Annotated in this window: 21 protein-coding genes and 2 pseudogenes; 15 read left to right on the forward strand and 8 right to left on the reverse strand. The window is 70.7% G+C overall.

What is annotated here, in order from left to right:
• Nucleotides 1-172: 172 nt before the first annotated feature.
• The gene (locus ACFXAZ_RS06415; protein ID WP_384585899.1) at nt 173-736 is read right to left on the reverse strand and encodes a snapalysin family zinc-dependent metalloprotease; all 564 of its coding nucleotides are present in this window, start codon (nt 734-736) and stop codon (nt 173-175) included.
• 342 nt (nt 737-1,078) lie between these two features.
• On the opposite strand from ACFXAZ_RS06415, the gene ACFXAZ_RS06420 reads away from it, so the two are divergent.
• The 4 genes from ACFXAZ_RS06420 (at nt 1,079) to ACFXAZ_RS06435 (ending at nt 4,593) form a co-directional block, all read left to right on the forward strand.
• Complete coding sequence (locus ACFXAZ_RS06420) at nt 1,079-1,588, forward strand: hypothetical protein (protein WP_384585901.1); 510 nt, start codon at nt 1,079-1,081, stop codon at nt 1,586-1,588.
• Complete coding sequence (locus ACFXAZ_RS06425; RefSeq protein ID WP_384585903.1) at nt 1,585-2,301, forward strand: hypothetical protein; 717 nt, start codon at nt 1,585-1,587, stop codon at nt 2,299-2,301. The genes ACFXAZ_RS06420 and ACFXAZ_RS06425 overlap by 4 nt, the downstream gene beginning before the upstream one ends.
• A gap of 19 nt (nt 2,302-2,320) precedes the next feature.
• Nucleotides 2,321-3,241, forward strand: a complete 921-nt coding sequence (locus tag ACFXAZ_RS06430; RefSeq protein ID WP_384585905.1) for a transporter substrate-binding domain-containing protein — start codon at nt 2,321-2,323, stop codon at nt 3,239-3,241.
• Nucleotides 3,242-3,396: 155 nt separating this feature from the next.
• Nucleotides 3,397-4,593, forward strand: coding sequence for an alpha/beta hydrolase family protein (locus ACFXAZ_RS06435; protein WP_384585906.1), 1,197 nt, complete (start codon nt 3,397-3,399; stop codon nt 4,591-4,593).
• Between the two features lie 132 nt (nt 4,594-4,725).
• On the opposite strand, the gene ACFXAZ_RS06440 is transcribed toward ACFXAZ_RS06435, so the two are convergent.
• The 4 genes from ACFXAZ_RS06440 to ACFXAZ_RS06455 form a co-directional block, all read right to left on the reverse strand.
• Nucleotides 4,726-5,430: a DUF1707 domain-containing protein gene (locus ACFXAZ_RS06440; protein ID WP_384585908.1), complete on the reverse strand. Its 705-nt coding sequence runs from the start codon at nt 5,428-5,430 to the stop codon at nt 4,726-4,728.
• Nucleotides 5,431-5,894: 464 nt separating this feature from the next.
• Nucleotides 5,895-6,578, reverse strand: a complete 684-nt coding sequence (locus ACFXAZ_RS06445) for a hypothetical protein (RefSeq protein ID WP_384585910.1) — start codon at nt 6,576-6,578, stop codon at nt 5,895-5,897.
• A gap of 54 nt (nt 6,579-6,632) precedes the next feature.
• Nucleotides 6,633-8,981: a hypothetical protein gene (locus ACFXAZ_RS06450; RefSeq protein ID WP_384585912.1), complete on the reverse strand. Its 2,349-nt coding sequence runs from the start codon at nt 8,979-8,981 to the stop codon at nt 6,633-6,635.
• 63 nt (nt 8,982-9,044) lie between these two features.
• The gene (locus ACFXAZ_RS06455; protein WP_384585914.1) at nt 9,045-9,473 is read right to left on the reverse strand and encodes a hypothetical protein; all 429 of its coding nucleotides are present in this window, start codon (nt 9,471-9,473) and stop codon (nt 9,045-9,047) included.
• 203 nt (nt 9,474-9,676) lie between these two features.
• Here ACFXAZ_RS06455 and ACFXAZ_RS06460 point away from each other — a divergent pair.
• The 3 genes and pseudogenes from ACFXAZ_RS06460 to ACFXAZ_RS06470 all read left to right on the forward strand — a co-directional run.
• Nucleotides 9,677-9,721: pseudogene (locus tag ACFXAZ_RS06460) on the forward strand (hypothetical protein); the annotation flags it as partial.
• A 61-nt stretch (nt 9,722-9,782) separates the two neighbouring features.
• Complete coding sequence (locus ACFXAZ_RS06465) at nt 9,783-10,598, forward strand: ABC transporter ATP-binding protein (RefSeq protein WP_384585916.1); 816 nt, start codon at nt 9,783-9,785, stop codon at nt 10,596-10,598.
• Nucleotides 10,595-13,138, forward strand: coding sequence for an ABC transporter permease (locus ACFXAZ_RS06470; RefSeq protein WP_384585918.1), 2,544 nt, complete (start codon nt 10,595-10,597; stop codon nt 13,136-13,138). The genes ACFXAZ_RS06465 and ACFXAZ_RS06470 overlap by 4 nt, the downstream gene beginning before the upstream one ends.
• A 92-nt stretch (nt 13,139-13,230) precedes the next feature.
• On the opposite strand, the gene ACFXAZ_RS06475 is transcribed toward ACFXAZ_RS06470, so the two are convergent.
• Complete coding sequence (locus ACFXAZ_RS06475) at nt 13,231-14,049, reverse strand: SAM-dependent methyltransferase (RefSeq protein ID WP_384585920.1); 819 nt, start codon at nt 14,047-14,049, stop codon at nt 13,231-13,233.
• A gap of 115 nt (nt 14,050-14,164) precedes the next feature.
• Here ACFXAZ_RS06475 and ACFXAZ_RS06480 point away from each other — a divergent pair, with 115 nt between their 5' ends.
• Nucleotides 14,165-14,872: a hypothetical protein gene (locus tag ACFXAZ_RS06480; protein ID WP_384585922.1), complete on the forward strand. Its 708-nt coding sequence runs from the start codon at nt 14,165-14,167 to the stop codon at nt 14,870-14,872.
• A gap of 46 nt (nt 14,873-14,918) precedes the next feature.
• Here the strand turns inward: ACFXAZ_RS06480 and ACFXAZ_RS06485 are convergent, their stop codons facing one another.
• Nucleotides 14,919-15,929: a LacI family DNA-binding transcriptional regulator gene (locus ACFXAZ_RS06485; RefSeq protein WP_384585924.1), complete on the reverse strand. Its 1,011-nt coding sequence runs from the start codon at nt 15,927-15,929 to the stop codon at nt 14,919-14,921.
• Between the two features lie 200 nt (nt 15,930-16,129).
• Here ACFXAZ_RS06485 and ACFXAZ_RS06490 point away from each other — a divergent pair, with 200 nt between their 5' ends.
• Genes ACFXAZ_RS06490 through ACFXAZ_RS06505 form a run of 4 tightly spaced genes read left to right on the forward strand, consistent with a single transcriptional unit; the run spans nt 16,130 to nt 20,217 of the window.
• Nucleotides 16,130-17,425 (forward strand): extracellular solute-binding protein, encoded by a 1,296-nt coding sequence (locus ACFXAZ_RS06490; protein WP_384585926.1) that lies wholly within the window; start codon nt 16,130-16,132, stop codon nt 17,423-17,425.
• On the forward strand, nt 17,422-18,384 hold the full coding sequence (locus ACFXAZ_RS06495) for a carbohydrate ABC transporter permease (RefSeq protein ID WP_384585928.1): 963 nt from the start codon (nt 17,422-17,424) through the stop codon (nt 18,382-18,384). The genes ACFXAZ_RS06490 and ACFXAZ_RS06495 overlap by 4 nt, the downstream gene beginning before the upstream one ends.
• On the forward strand, nt 18,384-19,262 hold the full coding sequence (locus ACFXAZ_RS06500) for a carbohydrate ABC transporter permease (RefSeq protein ID WP_384585930.1): 879 nt from the start codon (nt 18,384-18,386) through the stop codon (nt 19,260-19,262). Before ACFXAZ_RS06495 ends, ACFXAZ_RS06500 begins: the two co-directional genes overlap by 1 nt.
• Nucleotides 19,263-19,320: 58 nt before the next feature.
• A complete protein-coding gene (locus ACFXAZ_RS06505) occupies nt 19,321-20,217 on the forward strand; it encodes a nucleoside hydrolase (protein ID WP_384585932.1) in 897 nt (298 codons plus the stop codon).
• 180 nt (nt 20,218-20,397) lie between these two features.
• On the opposite strand, the gene ACFXAZ_RS06510 is transcribed toward ACFXAZ_RS06505, so the two are convergent.
• Nucleotides 20,398-20,613 (reverse strand): heavy-metal-associated domain-containing protein, encoded by a 216-nt coding sequence (locus ACFXAZ_RS06510; protein ID WP_384585934.1) that lies wholly within the window; start codon nt 20,611-20,613, stop codon nt 20,398-20,400.
• Nucleotides 20,614-20,986: 373 nt separating this feature from the next.
• On the opposite strand from ACFXAZ_RS06510, the pseudogene ACFXAZ_RS06515 reads away from it, so the two are divergent.
• The 3 genes and pseudogenes from ACFXAZ_RS06515 to ACFXAZ_RS06525 all read left to right on the forward strand — a co-directional run.
• A pseudogene (locus ACFXAZ_RS06515) lies at nt 20,987-21,736 on the forward strand ((5-formylfuran-3-yl)methyl phosphate synthase); the annotation flags it as partial.
• 181 nt (nt 21,737-21,917) lie between these two features.
• Nucleotides 21,918-23,321, forward strand: a complete 1,404-nt coding sequence (locus ACFXAZ_RS06520; protein ID WP_384585936.1) for an aldehyde dehydrogenase family protein — start codon at nt 21,918-21,920, stop codon at nt 23,319-23,321.
• 2 nt (nt 23,322-23,323) lie between these two features.
• Nucleotides 23,324-24,427 (forward strand): NAD(P)-dependent alcohol dehydrogenase, encoded by a 1,104-nt coding sequence (locus ACFXAZ_RS06525; protein WP_384586036.1) that lies wholly within the window; start codon nt 23,324-23,326, stop codon nt 24,425-24,427.
• Nucleotides 24,428-24,435 lie beyond the last annotated feature (8 nt).

A 24,435-nucleotide genomic window follows, 5' to 3' on the forward strand; every position in this document is an offset into this window, starting at 1 on the left:
GCGCCCCGCCCGCCGATGATTTGCGCCGGCCCGCGGGGGGGGCGGGGCGGGGTGTGCGCGCGCCTGGGTCTGGGGGGGGGCGCGCTCTACCCCCCCCCCCCCCGGCCAGCGGATCATTACCGCCGGATCACCGCCCGCCAGACCTCCGGCAACTGGATGACCGGCCACTCGATCAGAACGCGGCGTCTGTCACCACCACGCCACTTCCAGCGCGCTCCGTGGCCGCCAGGGCTCCCGCGTAGCTCTGCTCGACCCTGGCCGCCTCGCTGGCGTTCGGGGTGACGCTGTTGCAGCTCACGCCGCCGGTCGAGCCGGACATCAGCGACGAGCACGGGCCGGGCTTGACGTCCGGCAGCCCCAGACTGTGCCCCAGTTCATGGGTGACGATCCGGACCGCGTTGTAGCCCGCGTCGACCCCCTCGCGGCCGACCCACACCGTGACCGTGCCGGTGGGACGGACCGGCCCGAGGTTGGCTCGCGGCCAGCCGTCGTCCGCGGTGATCCGGATATTGACCCGCTGGCCTGCCGTTGCCTTCACGAGCTGGACATTGCTGACGGAGGTGTTCCAGACGCTGACGGCCTGCGCGACCTGGGGCTTGAACTCCGCGGCCAGACTGTCGTCATAGGTGAGCGTGACCGCGGCAGCCGCCGCGGTGGCCGGAGCGGCCGTGAGCGCCGTGATCGGCATCGCCAGTGCGGCGCCGACCAGGACGCCGGCGAACGTACGTCGAAGCATGTTCCAGTCCCTCGCTCTGCATATTCGGTGGGGGGTGAGGTGGAGCAATGACGGCGTGTCCATGACAGTTCTGTGCACGGAGCATAGAGCCGCCGGCCGCATCGGAACAGGCGGCGACGGTCCTGGATCGCGCCCCGTGGGCGACAGGCGTCGAGTCTGAGACATCTGGGGCAGGGGAGGGCGACCCCGAGCCGTCCCGTCGGGCGGAGCGCGCACCGGCCAACACTGGGTCACGGAGTGAGCCGGGGCTGATTACATAGCCCCGGTTGTGGGTAACTCCCGTTTCCTGTAACAGAGTTGGTCACACCAGCGCCGCCCCCCACAGCGACGAAGGATGCCCATATGACGGAGTTCATGTCTCTGGCTGCTCAGCTCACCCCTTACCTCGCGCTGACCGCGTCCTCCATGGGGCAGGCCGTGCTGGACTCGGCGCAGACCAGGGTCGCCGACAGCGCGGTGGAGCAGGGGCGCGGGTTCCTCATGCGCGCGCTGGGGCGCGAGAGGGGCGGCGAGGCGGGCGGGGCGGAGGAGGGCCCGGGCGAGGGGGACGCGGTGGAGGCGGGGGAGGGCGCGGCGGACGCGGAGTTCGCCGGGCTTGTCAGCAGGCTCGAACCGGCCGACCGGACCGCTCTGGAGACCGCGATCGGCCACTGGCTGCTTGACCCCGGGGGCGGTCTGAGCCAGGAGTCCCTCCTCGGACACATCAGGCATACCGCCGAACTGACGCGGCCGGGAACCTTCACCAACACCGCCCACGCCACAGGGCCGGGAGCCATCGCGATCGGCCAGGTCACCGGCGATGTGCATGGCGGATACCGGGCCGGGGACCAGGGCGAGGGCGACGGAAGATGACATTCCCACGGGAGGACAACAGAGCGAGCAGCGAGGGAAGCGGCTCGCTGAGCATCGCCAAAGTGGCCGGAAATGTGTTTCTCTCCCTCTTCACGGGCGTCGAGAAGTGGAGCGGGTGGAACTGGATTCCCTGCGGCCTCGTCTTCCTCCTCGGCACCGTCGCGCTGCTGCGGCAGCCGGACGGGCCCCTGACCCAGTTCGTCCCGGCGTACACGCTGTTCCTCCTTCCACTGGCCGCCACCTTCTGGCGGGCGCTCTACGGCATCGGATGGCATCGCGGGCTGCGGGCCGGTATCTCATGGGCCTGCGTCGGCCTCGCGGTGATCGGGCTGGCGCTGATGCAGCAACTGCGCCTGTACGGCGAAGTGGATGTCACGGGCAGCACCACCGTCAGGCCGAGCACTCCCGTCGGCGACGGGGCCGAGGTCACCGTGGTCGTACACAGCGAGACCGCGCGGGAGAACCTGCGCCTGACCATGAAGGTCGAGGAAGGCGCGACCGGGGCCCAGTCGTGCCTGCCGGACACCACCTTCGACATCGGGCTCACCGGCGAGACCACCGCGAGCCAGAACGGCTCCCTCGCGCCCGGCGCCACCGCCGAGCTGAAGCTCGGCCGGAACTGGAGCGGCCAGCGCTCCCTCACCGTGACCGTGCACACCCTGCGGGGCTGCCTGATGGATTTCTCCGTGGACCGGGCGCTTCTTCATGGCTGACGAACAGGGGGAAGAAGAGATGAGTGGATCCACGGTCGGCGCCGGTACGGACTCAGTGAGAGTGCGGGCGACGGCGCGGGGCCGCGCTCTGGCCATCGCCCTCGCCGTCGTCCTGGTCGGTACCTCGGCAGCCGCTTGCGGCGATCCGGATCCGACGTTCCTCGGCCGGAGCCGGATCACCATCGCACACAAGAACGACCAGCCCGGCACGTCGTACAAACCCGACTACAACTACTCGGGCTTTGATTATCTGCTGGGCACGCGGATCCTGGACGAACTGGGACTCAAAGATCCGAGCCGCCCGATAGACGTCCCGTCCGAAGAGCGCGTCACGGCGATCACCACGAGGGAGGCTGATCTGGTGATCGCCACGTTCTCCATCACCGAGGAGCGGATGGCGGAGATCGACTTCGTCGGCCCGTACGCCATCACGTACCAGGGCTTCATCGTGGGGAAGGACGGCGGGGACATCCATACCGTCGAGGACCTGGACGGGCGGAGCGTGTGCACCTGGAAGGGCACCACGTCCGAGCAGGTGCTGGCCCGTCCGGCGTACGAGGACATCGACCTCGACGTACTAGGTGACGCCTCCGACTGCTTCGACGAGCTGCGGGAGGGCCGGTCCGACGCGGTGTCCACGGACCAGCTGATCCTCTACGGCTTCGCCGACCACTACGCCGACGAGGGACTGAGGGTACTGCCGGGCCAGACGGTCGGCCCGCCGCAGTACTACGGCATCGGCATGCCCAAGGGATACCGCGAGGACTGTGAACGACTGCGCGAGATCGTGAAGAGGTACGTCGACAGCAGCGACTGGCTCGCGGACATCAAGGAGACCCTGAGACTGATCCCGGAGAACGAGACCGACTGGCAGACCCAGTACCGGCCCAGCGCGGCGGCCATCGACTCCAGATCGTGCAGGGACAGCCCGAGTCCCTGAACTCACCGGGCGGGGTGTGCGCCTTCCCGGGTGAGGCCGGCGGACATGGACAACCCCGAGAACCGCGAGCCGCCCCGCCCCGCCCGCCCACAGGCGTACGCGACATACGACTGAAGTCTGACGCCCCCGGACCGGCACTCACCTAGCGTTTCCCCATGGCAAACATCACCCGCGTGGTCACCGCCGCCGCGCTCACTGCCGCCCTTGCCCTCGCGCTGCCGTTCGCCGGAGCCGCCACGGCCGCTCCGGCACGGCCGGCGGCCACCTTACAAGGGACGACGGATGCCGTCCCGGCCGGCATCCTCCAACTGCCGCGCCCCACCGGCCCGCACTCCGTCGGTCGGACGACGTTGCATCTCACCGACCGTTCCCGCACCGACCCCTGGGTGCCGACCGCCGACGGCCGGGAACTGATGGTCACCGTCCACTATCCGGCAGCCCGGTCGGGCGACGGCCGTACGGCGCGCTACTCCACGGTCGAGGAGGCGCGGCTGCTGGCAGAGGGACAGGGCATCGACGCGCTCGTGCCCGCGGACGTACTGAGCGCCACCCGGACCTATGGCCGGGTCGATGCCCGTCCCGCGAAGGGGAAGTACCCCCTGATCCTCCTCTCCCCGGGCTTCAGCGTGTCCCGCTTCACCCTGACCAACCTCGCGGAGGACCTCGCGAGCCGGGGGTACGTCGTCGCCTCGCTCGACCATGCCTACGAATCCTTCGGCATCTCTGTGCCCGGTGGACGGACGCTGACGTGTGTCGCCTGCGAGGCGCTGGAGGCCGACGGGTCAAAAGGCGCCGTCGTGACCGCGACGCGCGCCGAGGATGTGTCCTACGTGCTGGACCGGCTGACCGGAGACAAACCGGCCTGGCGGCACGCGGGCATCATCGACAAGAAGCGTGTCGGAATGGCCGGCCATTCCATTGGCGGGGCGAGCGCGGCCACGGCGATGGCCGGTGACCGGCGGGTGGACGCGGGCATCAACATGGACGGCAGCTTCTGGGAGGATCTGCCCGCCGAGGGTCTCGACGGACGGCCGTTCATGATGCTCGGCACCGACGACGACATCCATCGGCCCGGCGGTCTCGACACCACGTGGGACCGGATGTGGCCCACCCTGGACGGCTGGAAGCGCTGGGTCACGGTCGCCGGGTCGGACCACTTCACGTTCTCCGACGGGCCGCTGATCTCCTGGCACTTCGGGCTGCCGCAGTCGCCGCTGCCCGCGGATCGGGCCGTCGCCATCACCCGTACCTATGTCGCCGCCTTCTTCGACCAGCATCTGCGGGGCAGGTCGCAGCCGGTGCTGTCGGGGCCGACCGCCGCCAACCCCGAGGTGAAGTTCCACAATCCCTGAGGCGCGAGCCGGGCGGCGACCGTGTGAGGGACTCAACCTGTCCATGTCGCCTGATGAAGTCTCGCGGGGCGCGCTACGGCCCTCGGGCAGCCATGTGCTGCCTGACGGGTTGTCCGCTTCGACCAGTCGAACTCACTCGTGAAAGGGGCAATCGCCCGCGGAAGGGGACGCGGGCCTGCGCAGCAGCCACTGCCCGAAGGTCCGGCGCCGGGGCCGTACCACCACGCGGCCGTGGGTCTTCTGACCGACCAACTCCACTCGCAGAGTCACCGGCGTATCAAGATGCGCCGAAGGCTGACGGTGCTTGACCCTGGTGTGCAGCAGTTGCAGACCATCTGTATCGACCAGGATGCCCGGCCTGGTGATCAGCGTCAGGGTCTTCCCCGTCATACCCACGTCGATCCGCAAGGTGTCGTGCGTGATGACGGCGTCGGTGAAGTCGAGTGTCACGTTGCAGAAGGCCACCGCCAGCGTGAGCTGGCGCGGCACCACCCAGCGCCCCACCCGCACGATCGCGCCGCTGAAAGCCTGCTCGATCTTGACGACGTCCTTGACCTCCGCCCCGGTCGCGCCGGCCGCGGCCGGCACGGGGGGCAGGTCGGCGGTGAGCGGGGCCAGTTCGCTGAGCGTCCGCGCCGACAGGGCGACTTCCAGGCGCTCGTCCAGTTCGTCCGCCGTCAGCAGACCGTCCCCCGCCGCGATGCGCAGCACATCCACCACACGGTCCCGGTCCGCATGAGAGGCTCGCAGCTCGGGCGACGACCCGGGGCCGGGGCCGTAGCTGGGGTCCGAGCCGGAGCTGGAGTGCTTCCCGGTGGGTGAAATGTCTCCCGACATGCTTCCGTCCTGGTCCTGTCGAACGTCTCCGCGCGACGCAGGGAGCGGCGCGACTCAAGACTAACGCTATATCGCGACACGAAGTCCGGGTCGGCCCCATCCCGGAGAGGTGACGGTGAGCGTCGGATCACGGCATGGGGCGCCCATGATGCCGTTCCCCGATCGCGACAACAGCCACACCCCGGAAGCCAGTTCCCACCGCGACTGCGGGCATCTGAGGGGCTGGACCGGCCGGCCTGGACCGGCAGTGCGCTTCGGGCCAGGACGGCGGTCTTCGCCGACCTGGCCGAGCAGCAGCACGGCGGCGCCCACGCCAGAACACCCCCGGGAACCCTGCCCGCCGCCGCGCCACCGCCCTCACCCAAGTCACGCTCGCCGAAGCCCTGCTGAGCCTCGGTCGCCTGGCAGAAGGGTGCACCCGCGCTGGATTGTCTTCCTCGACATCGTGAGCCCGTGTGCTGTGGCTACGCCGGGGTCAGTGACGGCTGGGCCTTCAGCCCGCCGTTGTCGGTGCAGCGCAGTTCCTTCGAGATGGCCACCGCGAAGGTGTGGGCGAGGGTGGCGAAGGCGTCTTCGAGCGCTTGGGGGTCGCCCTCGGGTTCGACGGGCAGGTCCGTGGTCTCGACGAAGATGTCGATGTGGTAGGGGACGGAGGTGAGCGGGCTGTTGTTGTCATGGCAGTCGAAGGCGACGAAGGCTTCGTCGGTTGAGGTACCGGCCAGATTGCCCATCGGGAGCGCGGTGAACTTCGAGGCGACGTCGTCGTCCTTGGTCGCCGTACTGTCCGACAGCCACCACCTCACACGCAGCGGCTCGGTGAGAGCGTCAATGGGCGTGTAGATCCGGCAGATGTCCTCCGTTCCGGTGCCCTCGGTCTTGCCCTTGAGCCTCAAGGCCTCGACGGCGAGCGGGATGGTGTACTCCTTGGCTGAGGCTTCGAACTGGTCGACGCCCATGATGACTTCGAGGGCCTCGGCCGCGGCAGGGGACACGGCCGTTCCACCGCAGAGACGTTCGGCCGACACGGTGGGCTCCTGCTCCACTTCGCTCCCGTCATCCCCTCCGGCGCATCCTGTGACCGCGAGTGCCAGTGAACCGGCCACGGCGGTGCACAGCACCCCGCGTGTCTTCATAAGGATGGTCACCATGAGCGTTCCTCTGCGTCCCTGTGCGTTGTCGGTATCGGTCGGTCGGGGTTGATCTCAGCCCGGTTCCGGTGCGTTGCCCTGCTGGTTCTCGCGGCTGTTGCCGGTGGAGTAGCCGAGCAGCATGGATTCCTGGAGGTCTTGGGCCTGGGAGTCCCGCAGCCTCAGGTGATGGTCGATGAAGTCCTCCATCGGGGCCTGGGCCCGTTTCTCACCCGCCGAGAAGACCGCACGCATCTCCGCGTCGCTGAGTTCGTCGATCTTTTCCTTGTTCTTGTCGATCGAGCTTTGCGACATGTCTCCCACGAACTGGCTGATGCCCTGTTCCAGTACGCCGCCGGCGGTGTCCGTCGCGAGCGGGACGAGGACCGCGGCCGTGCCCACGGCTGCGGTCACCGGCAGGAAGGCAACGCCCGCCGCCACACCGACGCCTGCCCCGAACTGGATCCAGCCGGAGCGCTTCTCGACCGCCTTCTCGTAGTCCTCGTGGGTCTTGAGATTCGTGGCCTCGATCTGGTCGGCACGTGATTGGTCGAGCATGCCCTGTACCTCGGCGCCGACGCGTACAGCGGACCTGGCTGTGCCGATATCGACCGAGCCGTCCGCGCGGACGGCGTGTTCCTCCAGAACGCTGCGGGTGTAGATCTGCTCGGCGATCGAGAGCGTGGCGTAGGCGTCGGAGTGCTGGCCGAGGGAGCTGAGGAAGCCACGGACGACGCTGCGTCCGTCGCCGGCCTCGGTGCTCGCGAAGTTGATGCGCCCGTCGGCGTTGTCGCCCGGTGCAAAGACGCTTCCCGGGTGGTTCTTCTCCAAGGCCCAGTTGATGTCATCGACATACCCGGCACCCATCGTGCCGAGACTGTCGGACAATGCCTCCTGGTGCTTGAGCAGGCCCGCGTCCGACCCGTACTTCTCCATGACCTGCTGCATGACCGCGGCGTTGTCCGCGTCCCGGACCACCGAGGTGTCCGGCTGTCCGGCGGGATAGCCGAGGGTCGCGGCCTCCAGGGCCTTGCCCAGGGCGTCGGGCATGTGGTTGAGGGCGCCTTCGAGTTCCTTCTCGTCGTGTGAGTTGATGTCGCCGAAGAGATCCCACTTCTCTGTCGCGAAGAAGTCGAGGTAGTTGTCGATCGGGGTGCCGTCGGCCTTCCCGAGGTCGGCTGTCGCGCCCTTGTCGACCGTGCCGTCCTCCTTGTACGCGGTCGGCGGATCGGTGAAGAAGCGCTTGGCAGCTTCCGGGCTGTTGCCCAGGGCCTCCAGCATGGAGGTCATCGGGTCATAGCCCGCGCCATTGACACCGGAGGGATTGAACGGGTTCTTGTTGGCACTGTTCGCCAACTTGTTCTCGGCGAACATGACCGGGTTCTTCTGGTGGAGCTGTGCGACATGCTCGGCGATCGGGTTGAGGAACTTCGCGTCGTAGTTCCCGTACCGCATGATGCCGCCGAGCAGCTGATATCCGAAGGGCCCATTGGCATCGTACTTGCTCAGCGGGATGCGTTCCGTGCCCAGTTTGCGCAACTCCGGGCCCCACTCGGCGGTGAACGCCTTGTCGTGGGAGGCGGTCGCCAGGTTCAGCCCCAGATTCCGCTGGAGTTCCTGGACGTCCTTGAGTCTCTGCGGGTCGACCTTGAAGCCCTCGGAGATGTCGGTGGAGAGCTGACCGAAGAAGGCGAGGGACTTCTCGGGGCCGAGCTTCTCGTAGAAGCCCTTCGCGAACGTCGCCGATGAACCGTTGTCCTTGAGCAACTCGTTGAGGGACTGGAGTTCGGTGTGGGTGAGGTCGCGGCCCTTGGCGGCCAGGGCGGCGGCCCGCGCGGCCTCTTCCTCGTCCAGCTTCGTGTACGTCGGGGCGCTGAAGTCCTTGCGGTCGGTGACGTTGGCTTCCAGGGAGTTCTTGAAGGCAACGTCCGTGTCGTCGCAGTTGTCGACGATGAGGTCTATCTTCCGCTGCCAGGCGGCGATGTTGTCGTTCTCCCGGCGCACCAGATCCGGGTAGTCCGGGTCGTGGGCACGCTGGTTCGCGGGCAGCTCCGTCACCGACTCCCGGGCCGTGACCTTGCCCTTGGCGTCCACATGGATATTGGCCGCCGGCCCCTCGTGGTCGCGGATGTTCACCAGGTCGTCCTGGGCCTTCTTGATGGCCATGTGGGCTTCCTCAAGGATCATTTTCACGCCCTTGGCCTCGGCGGCGGCGTCCGCGAACTCCTTGGCCGTCTTGGCGATGAACTCCTTGGTGACGCCCGCGTTGACGCCCTCCCACCTCGCCTGGTCCGCCCGGGTCTTCATCCCGTCGGTGGCGTCCCGCGCCAGCTTCTCCAGCTTGGCCGTCATCTCGGTCCAGTCATCGGCGGCAGCCTTCAGCTTGCCCACCGGGGCGTCGATGATGTCCTCGTACTTCAGCATGTCGCCGTTCCCCCGACCCCGCTACCTCACGTATGCCTTGAACACACTCAGTGCCGCTGTTTCCTACCGCAAGTATTCCGTGAGCTTGGAGACCGCGGTCACTTCGCCCTGGATCTTCACATCGTCCTTGGAATGTTGAGCCTTCGTGTAGTCCAGGTGATTCGAGATCCGCGCACAGGCATCGAGCAGCGTCTTCATATGGGTGTTCCAGCGGTCGTGCACCTTGAGCAGCGCGGAACCGCTGACGAACTCGCCGTTGGTCAATGCGATCGCCGCGTCGAAGGTGGTGGGGCGGGCATGGTCCCCGTCCTTGGACAACCGCCCGCGCAGTTCATAGGCGTCGCTCCCGATACGGCCGAGGTCGTCCCGGTTGACCACCAGATCGGGCGCCCCGCCGCCACCGCCACCCTCGGCCGGAACACCATTGAGCCGCATGGCACCGCGCTGTTCCGCAGCCGCACGGAGTTCGGCCCATTCCTCTTCGAACGACATGAATCCCCCAATTTCTCACCCGCCGCGCCATCCGGTGAACGCGGCCACGGTCCTGCGTACCGTGACGGACCTGCGTACGGTAACGGCTTCGCCTTCACTGCCGTCAAGGCGCCCAAGCCGATGGCGGGCCTCGGGTTATCCCCACCCCCGATCCGCCAGCAGCCGCCATGGTCCGCCATGACCGTGATCCGTAGCTTCGAATCATCGGTTCGAAGAACCTCGGCTCGAAGAACCTCGGCTCGAAGAACCTCGGCTCCAAGAACATCAGCTCGACGAGCACCGGCTCGAAGAGATCACGAGAGGACGGACATGAGGTTGCGCGGCGGCAGACGGCGGAAGACGGACGACCGGCCGGAGGCCCAGGGCACGCCCGGTCTCGCCGTGGAGCTGCGCGGCGTCCGGCGGCGGTACGGCCGTGGTGCCAACGTCGTGCACGCCCTCGCCGGCATCGATCTCGCCCTGCCTCGCGGTACGTTCACGGCCGTCATGGGACCGTCCGGCTCCGGCAAGTCCACGTTCCTCCAGTGCGCCGCCGGTCTCGACCGGCCGTCGGCCGGCTCCGTGCGCCTCGGGGGTACGGAGATCACCGGCCTGGGCGAGAATCAGCTCACCGAGCTGCGCCGCAGCCGCCTCGGCTTTGTCTTCCAGGCCTTCAACCTGCTGCCCTCCCTCACCGTGGAGCAGAACGTACTGCTCCCGATACGTCTCGCCGGGCAGCGTCAGGACCGCCGCCGGGCGCACGCGGTGCTCGCCCAGGTCGGCCTCGCCGACAAGGCGAAGCGCCGGCCAGGTGAGCTGTCCGGCGGCCAGCAGCAGCGCGTCGCCATCGCCCGCGCCCTGGCCACCGGCCCGGACGTCATCTTCGCCGACGAGCCCACCGGCGCACTCGACACCGGCACCGCCGCCGAGATCCTCGGCCTGCTCCGGCACGCGGTGGACACCCTCGGCGCCACCGTCGTCATGGTCACCCACGACCCCGCCGCCGCTGTCTGGGCCGACCGCGTCCTGTTCCTCGCGGACGGAGTCTTCGCGGGCGGCCTCGACCACGGCTCGGCGGAGCAGATCACGGCACGCATGGCCGACCTCACCGCCCGTACGAGCGCGATGGCGGGGACCGCGGCGTGAGGAGCAACGCCCCCGACGGCAACGCCCCCAACGGCATCGTCCCCACCCGCTTCGCCCCCAACGGCCTCGCCCGCGCCGCCGTGCGCTTCAAGCCCGCCTCGTTCGCCGGCACCTTCGTCGCGCTGATCATGGCGGCGCTGATCGTCTCGGCCTGCGGCATCCTCCTGGAAACGGGTGCCCGCGCGTCGGTGCCCCCGGGGCGGTACGCGAAGGCGCCGGTCGTCGCGGCGGCGGACCAGTACGCCCGCCTCGTCGTGGGCAGCGGCGACAGCCGCTACGAGTCGGTGAACCCAATGCCGGACACGGCACGCGTGGACGCCGCGCTGGCCGACAGGGCGGCCCGTGCGCCCGGCGCGGAAGCGGCCGTGGCGGACTTCACGTTCCCGGTGCGCCAGGGCGACGCCGCGCTGACGGGCCACGGCTGGGGATCGCACGCCTTCACCGGCACCGCGCTCACCGCCGGGACCGCGCCCCGTACCGGCGAGGTCGTGCTCGACGCCGCCGCCGCACGGGCCGCGCAGACAGGCGTGGGTGACATCGTCGCGCTCGAAACCGCCATCGGGCGGGGCGACTTCCGCGTCTCCGGGCTGGCGAGGGCCGGGTCCGGCGACACGGCTGCCGAGGGCGCCACAGCCTGGTTCGCCGACGCCCAGTCCGCCACGCTCGCCGGGCATCCGGGCAAGGCCGACGCCATCGCCGTACTCGCGAAGGACGGGGTGGACACCGACGCGCTCGCCGCCGCCGTGGAGAAGGCGCTCGCCGGCTCCGGCGCCCAGGTGCACACCGGCGACGACCGCGGTGCCCTGGAGGACCGCGGGCTCGGGTACGCCAAGGAGATACTCACCGGGCTCGGCGGTTCCTTCGGCGGGATCGCCGCCGTGGTCGCCGTCTTCACCGCGTCCGGCACGGTCGCGCTGTCCGTCGCCCAGCGTGCCAGGGAGTTCGCGCTGCTGCGTGCCGTCGGCGCCACACCGCGGCAGATCCGCCGCGCGGTCGCCGCCGAGGCACTGCTCGTCGCGCCGCTCGCCGGACTGGTGGGCTGTCTGCCCGGGATCGGGCTCGCGCACTGGTGGTTCGGGCAGCTGAAGGATCGCGGGGCGATCCCCGAAGCCGTGGACCTGCACGTCTCCTGGATTCCGCTGGTCGTCGCCGTCGGTACGGGGCTGCTGACCGCGCTCACCGCAGGCTGGGCGGCCGGGCGCCGCGGCGCGAAGATCAAGCCGGGGCAGGCGCTCACCGAGGCGTCGGTGGAGCGGTTGCGGCCGGGCGTGATCCGTACCGTGCTGGGCCTGGGCGCCCTGGTCGGCGGCGGGTTCCTCAGCGTCGTCGCCGCCCGTTCGGCCGGGGAGGACGCGGCCAACGCCGCCCTGGGCGTCGTCATGCTGTTCATGCTCGCCGTCGCGCTGCTCGGCCCGCTGGTGGCGCGGTTGTGCGCGGCGCTGTTCGGGCTTCCGCTGCGCGGCGGTGGCGCCGCGGCCGGGCTCGCCGCCGCCAACTCCCGTACGAACGCCCGCCGACTGGCGTCCGCGATCACCCCGATCGTGCTGGCCATGGCCTTCGCGTCGACGCTCGCCTTCCTGCACACCAGCGAGAGCCATGTCGCCGCGGAGCAACTGCGCGCCGGCGTCACCGCCGACCATGTCATCACGCATCCCGCCGGGCTGCCCGCCGGGGCCGTCGACCGGGCCGCCCGCGCGCCCGGCGTCGACGTGGCCGTGGGCCTGCTCGACGCGCAGGTGCTCGTGCCCGTCGGATCGGGCGGCGACCGGTGGCTCCAGGGCGCGGCGACCCAGGGCATCTCCGGTACCGGCGCGCAGCTCGCGAAGGTACAGGATCTCGATGTGCGCACCGGCAGCCTGGAACAGGTCGGAAAGGGCCGCGTCGCCATCGACAGGACCCTCGCCACGTCGGCGAAGGTCACGGTCGGCGACAAGCTGCCCATGTACCTCCCGGACGGCACCAGGGCCAGCCCCGAGGTCGTCGCCGTGTACGGCCGCGGGCTCGGCCTCGCCGCCGTGACCATGGACCGCGCCTCCCTCGCCCCCCATGTCACGTCGGGCTTCGACAGCACACTGCTGGTACGGGGCGGAGACGCGCAGGCCCTGGCCGCGCTGGGCGAGGTCGCCGATGCGTCGGGCTACGCGGTGGAGCAGTCCACCGACCGTGCGCTCAACGCCTGGGCCAACTACACCATGGCCGGCGTCCTGGGCGGATTCGCCGCCGTCGCCGCCGCCAACACCCTCGTGATGACCGTCCTCGACCGCCGCCGCGAACTCGGCATGCTCCGCCTGGTCGGCGCCACCAGGCGCCAGGTGATGGACATGCTGCGCTGGGAGGGCCTGCTGGTGGCGGTGGCAGGCGTCGTCCTGGGCACGGCCATCGCCGCGGCCACGCTGACCCCGATGACGCGCGGCCTCACCGGCGAGTCCCCGTACGTACCCCCGCTGGTGTACGGGTCCTTCGTCGCCGCCGCGGTGGGCCTCGCCCTGCTCGCGGTCACCCTCCCGGCGCGAGCGGTGCTCCGGGACCGGGAGGGCTGACGACGTCTGCGGCGCGCTGCCGAACGGGGCTCGGTCCGAGTGGTGGAGGTCCGGGAGGGGCTTGCGCAACCGGCCGAAACAGCGAAGGGGGGTCAGGACTTGCGTCCGACTCCGCCGAACATGGCCACCTCGGCGGGCAGTTCGGCCTTGCTGTCGTACGGGCGCCAGCGGTTGCAGGACACCACGCCCGGCTCAAGGAGGTCCAGCCCGTCGAAGAACCTGGTGATGGCGGCCGGGGTGCGCTGAGTCAGCTTGGGTGTGCCGTGCTCGTTCCAGAAGGCCACCGCCGAGTCGACGTCCGGCATGTCGGGCCGGGTGATGGTGTGGGTGAGGACGAGGTGGCTGCCCGCGGGGAGCGCGTCCATGAGCCGCCGCACAATGCCGTACGCCTCCTCGTCGTCCTCGATGAAGATGACGACGCCGAGCAGCATCAGCGCCACGGGCTTGCCGAGGTCCAGCGTCTTCGCCGCCTGCTCCAGCACCGCGTCGACGTTGCGCAGATCCTCGTCGAGGTAGGCCGTGTGTCCCTCCGGCGTGCTGGTGAGCAGGGCCTTGGCGTGGGCCAGCACGATGGGGTCGTTGTCGACGTAGACGATGCGGGACTCGGGTGCGACGCGCTGGGCGACCTCGTGCGTGTTGTCGGCGGTGGGCAGGCCGGTGCCGATGTCGAGGAACTGCCGGATCCCGCAGTCACCCGCGAGATGCCCCACGGCCCGACCGAGGAGCAGCCGGTCGGCCAGGGCGTAGTCGCCGATCCCGGGATGCAGCTCGCGGATCTGGTCCCCGGCGGCCTGGTCGACCGCGTAGTTGTCCTTGCCGCCCAGCCAGTAGTTCCAGATCCGGGCCGTGTGCGGCTGGTCGGTCTTGATGCGCTTGCGCGCTGCGATCGAGGCAGCCGAGATCTCCGTCATGCGTTGCCCTCCGGTCGGGTCGAGGAAAGGTCAAAGAGCAACCTAGCGGCCGGAGTTGGCGACGGCGACTCCGTCCGGGACAGCCGGGTCGGCGGCCTCGTGCGAGGATGCCGCTGTGCTGGACGAGATCGACGCGGTGGACTGGGGTTCCGTACCGGGGCACCCCGACTGGTACGAACCGGATCGTGCCGTCCAGGGTCTGCGCGCCCTGGCCGAGGCGGCGAATCTGCTACAGGCGGCGCAGGCGGGCTCCTGGCTCGGCGGGGGTGGAATTGTTCACGGCCACAGCGGCGCGGTGTTCCCGGCGGCCGTGGTCGCGGTGCCGCTGCTGCTGGACATCGCCGAGCTGGGTCACCCGGCGGCGGGGGCCACCGCGCTGGGGCTGATCGACGAGGCTCTGTCGTGCCACCCGCATGCCGGGTACACGCGAGTGGTGGTTCCTGACGGCTCCGCGGTTCCGCTGTGCTGTGCCATCGCCCACCGGTTGCGGGCTCGCACCGATTTCCTTGCCGGGCTGGGCAGGAGGGGCAGGTCTTTGCTGGCCGACGCGGCCGTGCACTGGCGTTTCGAGGTCCGCGAGTGCGTCGCCGACGGCAGCGACACGGCGGCCTTCGGCATCTTGGCCGGCCGTCTTCCCGACGGCGTGCACCTGGCGGAGACGCATCGCGCTGATGCCGGCACTCCGCTGAGTGAACTCACTCTGCTGTACCCGCCCGTGGACGGCTCCCCCGAAGCGTGCCTGCGGGTGATCGCCCGGCAGCCGGGTGAAGTGCCGCCGGGTTCCGTCCTGTTCCCGGCGGAGTGCGGGGATCGGGCGCACTGACCGGCGGGTTGGTACCGGGCCCGACGGTGATGTCGAAGTCCCACGATCAGGCCGACTCGCGGGCGACCAGCCGCTGAGCCAGGATCACCTCCCGCGCGGCCCCCTCCTCGCCGTCCTCCAGGCGTTCCAGGAGCAGTCGGGCCGCCGCGCGGCCCATGTCGCGGCCGGGGTTGAAGACCGTGGTGAGCGCGGGGGAGACGAGGGAGGCGGCATCGATGTCGTCGTAACCGGTGATCGCCAAGTCGTGGGGCACCCGTAGGCCCCGCTCGCGGGCGATGTCGAGGGCGCCGATGGCGATCAGGTCGTTGGCGCACACCAGCGCCTGCGGGGGCACGTCGGCGGAGAGCAGCCGGGCGGCGCCGGTCCGGCCGCCCTCGCGGGTGAAGTCCGTCCAGGCCACCAGATCCTCGGGCACTTCGAGCCCGGCGTCCAGCAGGGCCTGCCGGTAGCCCGCGTACCGCTCGCCGCCCGGCTCGATGCCCGGTGCGCCGCCGATGAAGCCGACGCGGCGGCAGCCCCGGGAGCGGACCAGGTGCTCGACCAGCGTGCGGGCGCCCTCGGTCTCGTCGGCGCGTACGACATCGCCGGGGCCCTCGGAGAGCCGGCGGCCGAAGCGGACCAGGCGGGTCCCGGTGGCCGTGACACGGTCCAGGTCGCGCCGCGTCGCGCCGTAACGGCCCAGCACGATGCCGTCGACCCGACGGGCCGTCAACTGCTGGAGCACCTCGGACAGCAGGGGGCCGTTCATCGGAGCCTCGCACACCACGGTCAGATAGCCATGGGCCAGAGCCACCTCCTGCATCCCGGCGGCCACCTCCGTGTTGAACGGATTGGTGATGTCGGGCACCAGCAGGGCCAGGGTGGTGGTGCGCTGGGTGCGCAGTCCCCGGGCGGTGGCGTCCACCTGGTAGCCGAGACGTCGTATGACGTCCTCGACCCGGGCGCGGGTGGCGGGTGCGACCTGGCGCCGGCCGGTGATCACATGGGAGACAGTGGTCACGCTGACCCCCGCCGCGCTCGCCACGTCAATGATCTTGACGCGCCCCGTGTTCCGCACATTTGCCTCCCTGGCCGACGGGCACCTTGCCGTACCCGGTCCGGCTGCACTCTACCCAAAGAGTAAATCGTTTTGTATTGTCCTCCGCCATGGAGGCCAAAAGGCCAGGTAGAACGCCATGACTAGATGTAAAACGATTTGGAAGCGCCCATGATCCCACCCATGATCCAGTCCGTGACCCTCGTCTCGAAGCACCAGCCATGAACGGTCTCCCCAGCCGGAGAAACGTGCTGCGCGGCGCCCTCGGTGCCACGGCCGGCGCGGTGCTCGCCGGGTGCGGCAACGGCTCCGCCGACGACGGCCGGACCGCCGTACGGTTCCTCGGGCCCGAGACGCCCGACACCTTCCGGCCGGTCATCGACGCCTTCGAACGCGCCCACCCCGAGCTGCGCGTCGACTACACCCCCGTACCCTGGGCCCAGCTCAACGACGTGCTCCAACTGCGGCTGTCCGCGAAGGACACCGCCATCGACGTGTACTGCGTCGACCAGCCCCGGGTCCCCGCCCTCACCGCCCGCGGCTTCCTCACCGACCTGACCCCGATCGCCGCCCAGGCACGCGAGGCGGTCACCGAGGAGCAGCACGCCGTCAGCTCCTGGGACGACCGGCTGCGCTGTCTGCCGATCTGGACCTCGACCCAGTACCTCTTCTACAACGCCGACCTGCTCACGGCCGCCGGCGTCGAGCACCCCGCCGCCGACCCCGCCGGGCGCTGGACCTGGGAACGCATCCTCGACGCGGGCCGGCAGGTCATGGACCGTACGGACGCCGACTACGCCCTGCTGATCGAGCAGATCGACGCCTACTACGGCCTCCAGCCCCTCGTGGAGTCCCTCGGCGGCGGATCCGGCATCACCGGCCCGGACATGCTCACCCCGGCTATCACCACACCCGGCTGGATCGAGGCCATGACCTGGTACCGGCAGCTCTTCGCGGACGGCCTCTCGCCCCGGGGCGTCACCTCGCCCGAGATGGCCCCGATCTTCACCGGCGGACGCGCCCCGTTCTTCGTCGGCGGCCCCTGGAACCTGGGCGCCTTCGCCACCATCGAGAACCTGACCTGGCGCACCGCGCCCCAGCCCCGCTTCGCCGCCGGACGGGCGGTCACCCCGACCGACTCCTGGTCCTGGGGGATCAACCCGTACAGCCCTCAGCAGAGCGGCGCCCAGCGCTTCATCGAATACGCCTCGCTCACCACCGACGGCAATCTCGCCACCATCGCCGCCTCACCGCTCATCCCCGCCAACCGCGCCGCCTTCGCCCGGTACACCGAAGACCTCCGGGCCGACGCCACCGACGCCACCCGCGGGGCCGCCGACATCATGGCGTACGAACTCGCCAACACCGCCGTCAGCAGGCCCCGCAGCATCGGCTACACCCAGTTCGAAACCGTCATGACCTCGGCGTTCTCCGACATCCGCAACGGCTCGGACGCCGCGGGGCGACTGGATCGCGCCGCCGACGAACTCGTCCGCACCTGGGAGCGACTGCAATGAACCGACCCGCCCAGGCGGACCCCATGCGCAAGGCCCGCACGTCCGCCGACCCCACGCCCCGCGACTCCTCGTCCCGCCCCGCCCCGCCCCGGCGGCGCTCGCAGGCCCGGATCGCCCTGTACTTCCTCGCGCCCGCCCTTGTCGCCCTCGCCCTGCTGCGGCTGCTGCCCGCCCTGCTCGCCGTCGGCGACAGCCTGCGCCACCACAGCCTCATCTCCGGCACCACCGGCTTCGTGGGCCTCGCCAACTACGGTGACCTCTTCGCCGACCCCCAGTTCTGGCAGAGCGTCCGGGTGACCCTGCTGTTCAGCCTGGTCATCAACCCCCTCCAGGTCGCCCTCGCGCTCGCCCTCGCCATGCTGTTCAGCCGGCGCTTCACCGGATCACGCTGGCTGCGCTCCCTGGTCTTCGCCCCCGTCGCCGTACCCCCCGCCGTGTCCGCCGTCGTCTTCGGTGTCCTCTACCGCCCCGACGGCCCGGTCAACGCCCTGCTCGGCGTCCTCGGACTGCCCCCGCAGCCCTTCCTGACCAGCCCGGACCAGGCCCTGTACGCCCTGATCGTGCTGATGAGCTGGGTCGGCGTCGGCTACTGGATGATGTTCCTCGTCGCCGGACTCCAGGACATTCCCGCCGAGTACTACGACGCCGCCGCCGTCGACGGGACGAACACCTGGCAGCGGTTCTGGCATGTGACCCTGCCCCTGCTGCGCCGCCCGCTGGCCTTCGTCCTGGTCGCCGACACGGTCGCCAACTTCCTGGTATTCGCCCCCGTCCAACTCCTCACCGGAGGCGGCCCCGAGGGCTCCACGAACCTGATGATGTACGACGTCTTCCGCCGCGCCTACAGCGTCGGTGACATCAACTACGCCCAGGCCGAGGTGGTGGTGCTGGTCGTGCTCACCCTCGCCGTCGTCGCCGTGCAGTACCGGCTGATGCAGGGCAAGGACGGAGAGCAGTGATGACCCTGCCCACTTCTCCAGGCTCCTCCGAGGACCGGTCCGGCACCCGCCGGCCGTCGCTGCGGCGACTGCTGCCCTCCAGCGCCGGTCTGGTCATCGGACTGCTGTTCGCCCTGCCCCTGTGGTGGGTGCTGGCCGGTTCCCTGCGCCCCGGCGATCAGGTACTCGCTCAGCTCAGTGAACTCTCCTGGCGCTCCTTCGTACCCACCGACCTCACCTTCGCGAACTACACCGCCCTGCTCGACGACGGATTCGGCCGGGCCGTGCTCAACTCGGTGTTCGTCGCCGCCGTCACCGTCGTCGTCGGACTCCTGATCTCGGCGGCAGCCGCCTTCGCCTTCGCGGTCTTCGAGTTCCCCGGGCGCGGCGTACTGTTCGCCGTCGTCCTGCTCAGCTTCATGATCCCGTTCGACGCGGTGGCCATCCCCCTGTCGTCCCTCTTCCGCGCCTGGGATCTCCAGAACACCTACGCCGGACTGATCCTGCCCGGCATCGGCAACGGACTGGCGATCTTCCTGCTGCGCCAGTTCTTCCTCGCCATCCCCCGGGAACTGGTCGAAGCCGCACGGATCGACGGCCTCGGCTGGTGGGGCGTCTTCCGGCGGATCCATCTGCCGCTGTCCCGCCCGGCGCTGATCGGCGCGGGGCTGATGCTCTTCCTGTTCCAGTGGCAGTCGTTCATGTGGCCCCTGCTGATCGGCACCGAACCCGACAAACAGCTCGGCCCGATCGCGCTGGGCAATCTCCAGGGACAGCTCGTCGTCGACCACGGACAGATCTTCGCCGCATCCGTCGTCCTCATCGTCATCCCCCTGGTGATCCTGCTGCGGCTCCAGCGCCACTTCACCCGGTCGATCGCGACCAGCGGGCTGAAGTAGCGCCCGCACCACATTCATCGACATAGGCGGCTCGTCCGCCCCGCACAGAAGGAAACGCATGTTCAACGGTCACCCGCACGACCTGATCCTCGACACCGACATCGGCAGCGATGTCGACGACGCGCTCGCGCTCGGTGTACTGCTCGGCTCACCCGAGGCCCGCCTGCACGGGGTGACCACGGCGTACGGCGACACCCTGCTGCGCGCCCGGCTCGCCCGCCGGCTCGGCGCCCTGGCCGGCCATGACCTCCTCGTGGTCCCCGGGGCGCGCGAACCGCTGTCCGGGCGGGACGTGTGGTGGGCCGGGCACGAGGGCCGGTCCTTTCCCGACCTGGAGACCGAACCCGTACCCGACACCGTCGGCGCGGACCGGTTCCTCGTCGAGTCGGTGCTCGCCCGGCCCGGCACCCTGGACGTGATCGCCATCGCGCCGCTCACCAACATCGCGCTGGCGCTCGCCGACCCGTCCTTCGCTCCGGCCGTGAAGCGCCTGTACGTCATGGGCGGGGACTTCGCCACCGGCTCCGGGCCCCGCCCCGGCCCCGAGCACAACATCCTCAGCGATGTCACCGCCGCCCGGACGGTGTTCACCTCCGGCGTCCGGACCGTCGTCACGGGCCTCGACATCACCCGGCGGCTGCGCATCGGCCCCGACGGCATCGAGGCCATCCGGGCGGCCGGCGGCTTCGGCGCCGCGCTGGCCCGCGAGATCGACGGCTGGACCGGCTTCACCGGCGAGGGCTGGAGCGTCCCGCACGACCCGATCACCGTACTGTCCCTGCTGCGGCCCGATCTGTACGAGACCCGGCGCGGGTCCGTGGAGGTCACCGACGACGGAGTCACCCACTTCCACCCGGACCCGCACGGCCCCGTCGACCTGGTCACCGACGCCGACTTCGATGCGGTCGCGGAGGAGATCGTGGGACGTATCGTGCGGGCGGCGGCCGGTGGTTGATGCCCCCCGATGCCCCCCGATGCCTGCTGACGTCCGCTGGTGACAGCTGACCGTGGCTGACATTGCCGCCGCCCGGACATGGATCGCCACCTGGCGGACCCCAGCCCGCGCGACCTCGTCACGGGGTCGAGCGGGCCGGGTGTACGGCCGTCCTCCCTGACCGCCCGAGAAACCGGCCGGTCAGGCGGGAACAGGGGCGCTGATACCGAATCCGGCCCCGGTGATCGCGGCCCGCAGCAGGCCGTCATCGAGTCCCGTACCGCGTACGGTCACCGACTTCGCGGCCACGTCGATCACGACGTCACGCACGCCCGGCACCCGCGTGACCTCCTGGGTGATGCCCGCCGCGCAGTGCTCGCAGGTCATTCCGGTGACGGTGTACTGCCGCTGTGCCATGGGTCGACTCCTGTGCCGTGAGATGTGCTGGATGTTCTGGTGACAGAGAAGTCGGTCGGCCGGAACGGGGAGTTCCTCACTCCTTCGGGTGACTCCGACCGGAGTACGCGGGGGAACCGGTCCTGTGCCGAGCCGACTGGTGCCCCGGGGACCGGGGAGACCCGACACCGAACCGTGTCCCCCGGCGACCAGGCTGGTCCCCACGCCCCGGCGCTCACGGCGCACACTCCGGGCGGACAACCCCCCGAGCGGCCCTCTCGCGCCCTACCGATGGCCGAGGCGGCGCGGTGAAGATGAGCCGACCGCAAAGGAACCAGGCGTCACCGCACACCTGTGCCATGGCCGGGTGGGGGCGGGGCGGAAGGAGTCCATCTTGTTGCTTCTCATCTCGCCGGACAGCGTGGCGGAGGCTCTGGAGTGCGCGAAGGCGGCGGAGCACCTCGACATCGTCGACGTCAAGAAGCCCGACGAGGGCTCCCTCGGTGCGAATTTCCCGTGGGTGATCCGGGAGATCCGGGACGCCGTCCCGGCCGGCATACCGGTGTCCGCCACCGTCGGGGACGTGCCCTACAAGCCGGGCACGGTGGCTCAGGCGGCGCTCGGCGCGGCCGTCTCCGGCGCCACCTACATCAAGGTCGGCCTGTACGGCTGTACGACGCCCGAGCAGGCCATCGAGGTGATGAGCGGGGTCGTACGGGCGGTGAAGGACTACCGGCAGGACGCGCTCGTGGTCGCCTCCGGCTACGCAGACGCCCACCGGATCGGCTGTGTCGGCCCGCTGGCCCTGCCCGACATCGCCCGTCGCTCCGGCGCCGACGCGGCCATGCTCGACACGGCGATCAAGGACGGGACCCGGCTGTTCGACCACGTTCCGCCGGACGTCTGCGGCGAGTTCGTCCGGCTGGCCCACGCGTCCGGCCTGCTCGCCGCCCTCGCGGGCAGCGTCAAGCGGGACGACCTCGGCGCACTCACCCGCATCGGCACCGACATCGTGGGGGTGCGCGGCGCTGTTTGCGAGGGCGGCGACCGCAACGCCGGACGGATCCGGCCGCACCTGGTGGCCGCGTTCCGGGCGGAGATGGAGCGGCATGCCCGGGAGTCGGTGGCCGCCGTCGCGTCGGCCGCGCCTTCGGCCGCTGCTCCTGTGGTGCCGCCCGCCGTCGCGTCGGCCGCGTCTCCCGCCGCTGCTCCTACGGTGCCTTCCGCCCTCGCTCCGGCTGCTCCTGCCGCCGCGGCTCCGGGTGCCCCTCCCGCCGCCGCTCCCGCTGTCACCCCCGCCGCTACTCCCGCAGGCTGACCCCGGCATGCCGACGAGCCGAGCCCGTCGTACGCCGGAAGCTCACGGACCGCGCCTCGCCGTCCTCGATCCCGCGACAGGTGAACCCTTCGATCAGGCTCCCGACCAGCGGCCCGACGTATTGGACACGGTCGTCGCCCGCGCTCACGCGGCCTGGCGGGGCTGGCGTACCGAGCGGGCCGCCCGTACCACGGCCCTGCTCGCGGCGGCCGACGCGGTGGAGGCGGCCGGCAACGACCTCGCGCCCCTGCTCACCCGTGAGCAGGGCAAACCGCTCGCCGAGTCGTACGCGGAGGTCGCCCGCACGGCGGCCCGGATGCGCTACTTCGCCGAACTGGACCCCGGGGTCCAGCCGATCGCGGACGGCCGGCCCGTGCGCAGCGAGATCCGCTGGCGTCCGCTCGGGCCCGTCGCCGCGATCGTCCCGTGGAACTTCCCGCTCCAGCTCGCGTCGGCGAAGTTCGCGCCCGCGCTCGCGGCGGGCAACACGGTGGTGCTCAAGCCGTCGCCGTTCACGCCACTGGCCACCCGGCTGCTCGCCTCCGTGGTGTCCGCCGCCCTCCCCGAGGACGTACTGACGGTCGTCACCGGTCGTGAGCCGCTGGGCGCCCGCCTCGCGGCGCATCCGGGGATCCGGCATGTGACGTTCACCGGATCGATCCCCACCGGGCGGGCCGTGGCCCGCAGCGCGGCGGACTCGCTGGCCCGAACCACCCTGGAGCTGGGCGGGAACGACGCCGCCGTCCTGCTGGAGGACGTGGACGTGGAGCGGATCGCGGACCGGCTGTTCTGGGCGGCGTTCCGCAACTGCGGCCAGGTCTGCATGGCCGTCAAGCGCGTCTACGTCCCGGCCCCGCTGCACTCCGAGGTGGTCGAGGCCCTCGCACAGCGCGCGAAGAGCACGGTCGTCGGCCCCGGCCTTGACCCCGCCTCGCAACTGGGCCCCCTCAACAACGCCCCGCAGCTGGCCCGCGTCGAGCGCTGCACGGCGCAGGCGCTCGCGGACGGCGCCCGAGCCGCCGCAGGCGGGCACCGGCAGGCCGGGCCGGGCTACTTCTTCGCCCCGACGATCCTCACCGACGTCCCGGCCGACAACCCCGTGGTGACGGAGGAACAGTTCGGCCCGGTCCTGCCGGTGCTGCCGTACCGCAGCCTCGACGACGCCCTGGAGGCCGCCAACGGCACCGGTTTCGGACTGGGCGGCTCGGTGTGGGGCACCGACCTCGACCGGGCCGAGGCGGTCGCCGACCGGCTGGAATGCGGCACGGCGTGGATCAACCACCACGCCGAACTCTCCCTCGCCCAGCCCTTCGCGGGCAGCAAACAGAGCGGTGTCGGCGTCGCGGGCGGGCCATGGGGGCTGTACGGCAATCTCCGCCCGTTCGTCGTGCACCGCCCGGAGGAGACATGACCCTGCGCTTCCGCGCGGCCGTACTGCGCTCGTACGACGCCCGGTTCAGCGTCGAGGAGGTGACGCTGAAGGCCGGACCGGCGGACGGCGAACTGCTGGTCAGGATCGCGGGCTGCGGCCTGTGCCGGACCGATCTCGCCGTACGCCGCTCGGCGGGCCGCTCACCGCTGCCCGCGGTCCTCGGCCACGAGGGGGCCGGGACGGTGGTCGGGACCGGTGGACCGGACACCGGCACCCGCGTCGGCGATCACGTCGTCCTGAGCTTCGACTCCTGCGGACAGTGCCGCAGCTGTCTGCGCGCGTCCCCCGCCTACTGCGACTCCTTCGCCGCGCTCAACCTCTTCGGCGGACGCGAGGAACACGCGGCCCGCTTCACCGACGCGGCCGGGGGCGCGCTCGCGCCCCGGTGGTTCGGCCAGTCCTCCTTCGCCGAGTACGCGGTCGTCCCGGCCCGCAACGCCGTCGTGGTCGATCCCGCCCTTCCCGTCGAACTCCTCGGCCCGCTCGGCTGTGGCTTCCTCACCGGTGCCGGAGCCGTCCTGAACACCTTCGCCGCCGGTCCCGGTGACACCGTCGCCGTCTTCGGGGCGGGAGCGGTGGGGCTGGCCGCGGTGATGGCGGCGACCGCCGCCGGGGCGGTGAGCGTGGCCGTCGACCGCCATCCCGGACGACTGGCCCTCGCCGAACGGTTCGGCGCGACCCCGCTGCACGCCACCACGGCCGCCCTGCCCGACCACGTCCAGCGACTGACCGACGGTGGCGCCCAGTACGCGCTGGACACCACGGGCTCGGTCCCGCTGATCAATGCCGCGCTACGGTCCCTGCGCCCGACCGGTCACCTCGCACTGGCGGCCCGGCTCCACACCGCGTTGCCCCTGGAGGTGGGAACCCTGGACCGGGGCCGCAGGATCTCCCACCTGTGCGAGGGCGACGCGGTGCCGGGACTGCTCATCCCGAGGCTCACCCGGCTCTGGCGGGCGGGCCTGTTCCCCTTCGACCAGCTGATTCGTACGTACCCCCTCGCCGACATCGACGAAGCCGAACGGGACTGCGAGGCGGGCCGCGTGGTCAAGCCGGTCCTGCTGCCGGGTGAGAGCGGGGGCTGACCACGGCA

Source organism: Streptomyces sp. NPDC059477 (genome assembly GCF_042749375.1).
GTDB lineage: Bacteria > Actinomycetota > Actinomycetes > Streptomycetales > Streptomycetaceae > Streptomyces.

Bases quoted from the DNA above. Each gene is read 5' to 3' on its own strand.
- ACFXAZ_RS06415 (WP_384585899.1), bottom strand. From the start codon at position 736: ATGCTTCGACGTACGTTCGCCGGCGTCCTGGTCGGCGCCGCACTGGCG.
- ACFXAZ_RS06420 (WP_384585901.1), top strand. From the start codon at position 1,079: ATGACGGAGTTCATGTCTCTGGCTGCTCAGCTCACCCCTTACCTCGCG.
- ACFXAZ_RS06425 (WP_384585903.1), top strand. From the start codon at position 1,585: ATGACATTCCCACGGGAGGACAACAGAGCGAGCAGCGAGGGAAGCGGC.
- ACFXAZ_RS06430 (WP_384585905.1), top strand. From the start codon at position 2,321: ATGAGTGGATCCACGGTCGGCGCCGGTACGGACTCAGTGAGAGTGCGG.
- ACFXAZ_RS06435 (WP_384585906.1), top strand. From the start codon at position 3,397: ATGGCAAACATCACCCGCGTGGTCACCGCCGCCGCGCTCACTGCCGCC.
- ACFXAZ_RS06440 (WP_384585908.1), bottom strand. From the start codon at position 5,430: ATGTCGGGAGACATTTCACCCACCGGGAAGCACTCCAGCTCCGGCTCG.
- ACFXAZ_RS06445 (WP_384585910.1), bottom strand. From the start codon at position 6,578: ATGGTGACCATCCTTATGAAGACACGCGGGGTGCTGTGCACCGCCGTG.
- ACFXAZ_RS06450 (WP_384585912.1), bottom strand. From the start codon at position 8,981: ATGCTGAAGTACGAGGACATCATCGACGCCCCGGTGGGCAAGCTGAAG.
- ACFXAZ_RS06455 (WP_384585914.1), bottom strand. From the start codon at position 9,473: ATGTCGTTCGAAGAGGAATGGGCCGAACTCCGTGCGGCTGCGGAACAG.
- ACFXAZ_RS06465 (WP_384585916.1), top strand. From the start codon at position 9,783: ATGAGGTTGCGCGGCGGCAGACGGCGGAAGACGGACGACCGGCCGGAG.
- ACFXAZ_RS06475 (WP_384585920.1), bottom strand. From the start codon at position 14,049: ATGACGGAGATCTCGGCTGCCTCGATCGCAGCGCGCAAGCGCATCAAG.
- ACFXAZ_RS06490 (WP_384585926.1), top strand. From the start codon at position 16,130: ATGAACGGTCTCCCCAGCCGGAGAAACGTGCTGCGCGGCGCCCTCGGT.
- ACFXAZ_RS06495 (WP_384585928.1), top strand. From the start codon at position 17,422: ATGAACCGACCCGCCCAGGCGGACCCCATGCGCAAGGCCCGCACGTCC.
- ACFXAZ_RS06500 (WP_384585930.1), top strand. From the start codon at position 18,384: ATGACCCTGCCCACTTCTCCAGGCTCCTCCGAGGACCGGTCCGGCACC.
- ACFXAZ_RS06505 (WP_384585932.1), top strand. From the start codon at position 19,321: ATGTTCAACGGTCACCCGCACGACCTGATCCTCGACACCGACATCGGC.
- ACFXAZ_RS06510 (WP_384585934.1), bottom strand. From the start codon at position 20,613: ATGGCACAGCGGCAGTACACCGTCACCGGAATGACCTGCGAGCACTGC.
- ACFXAZ_RS06520 (WP_384585936.1), top strand. From the start codon at position 21,918: ATGCCGACGAGCCGAGCCCGTCGTACGCCGGAAGCTCACGGACCGCGC.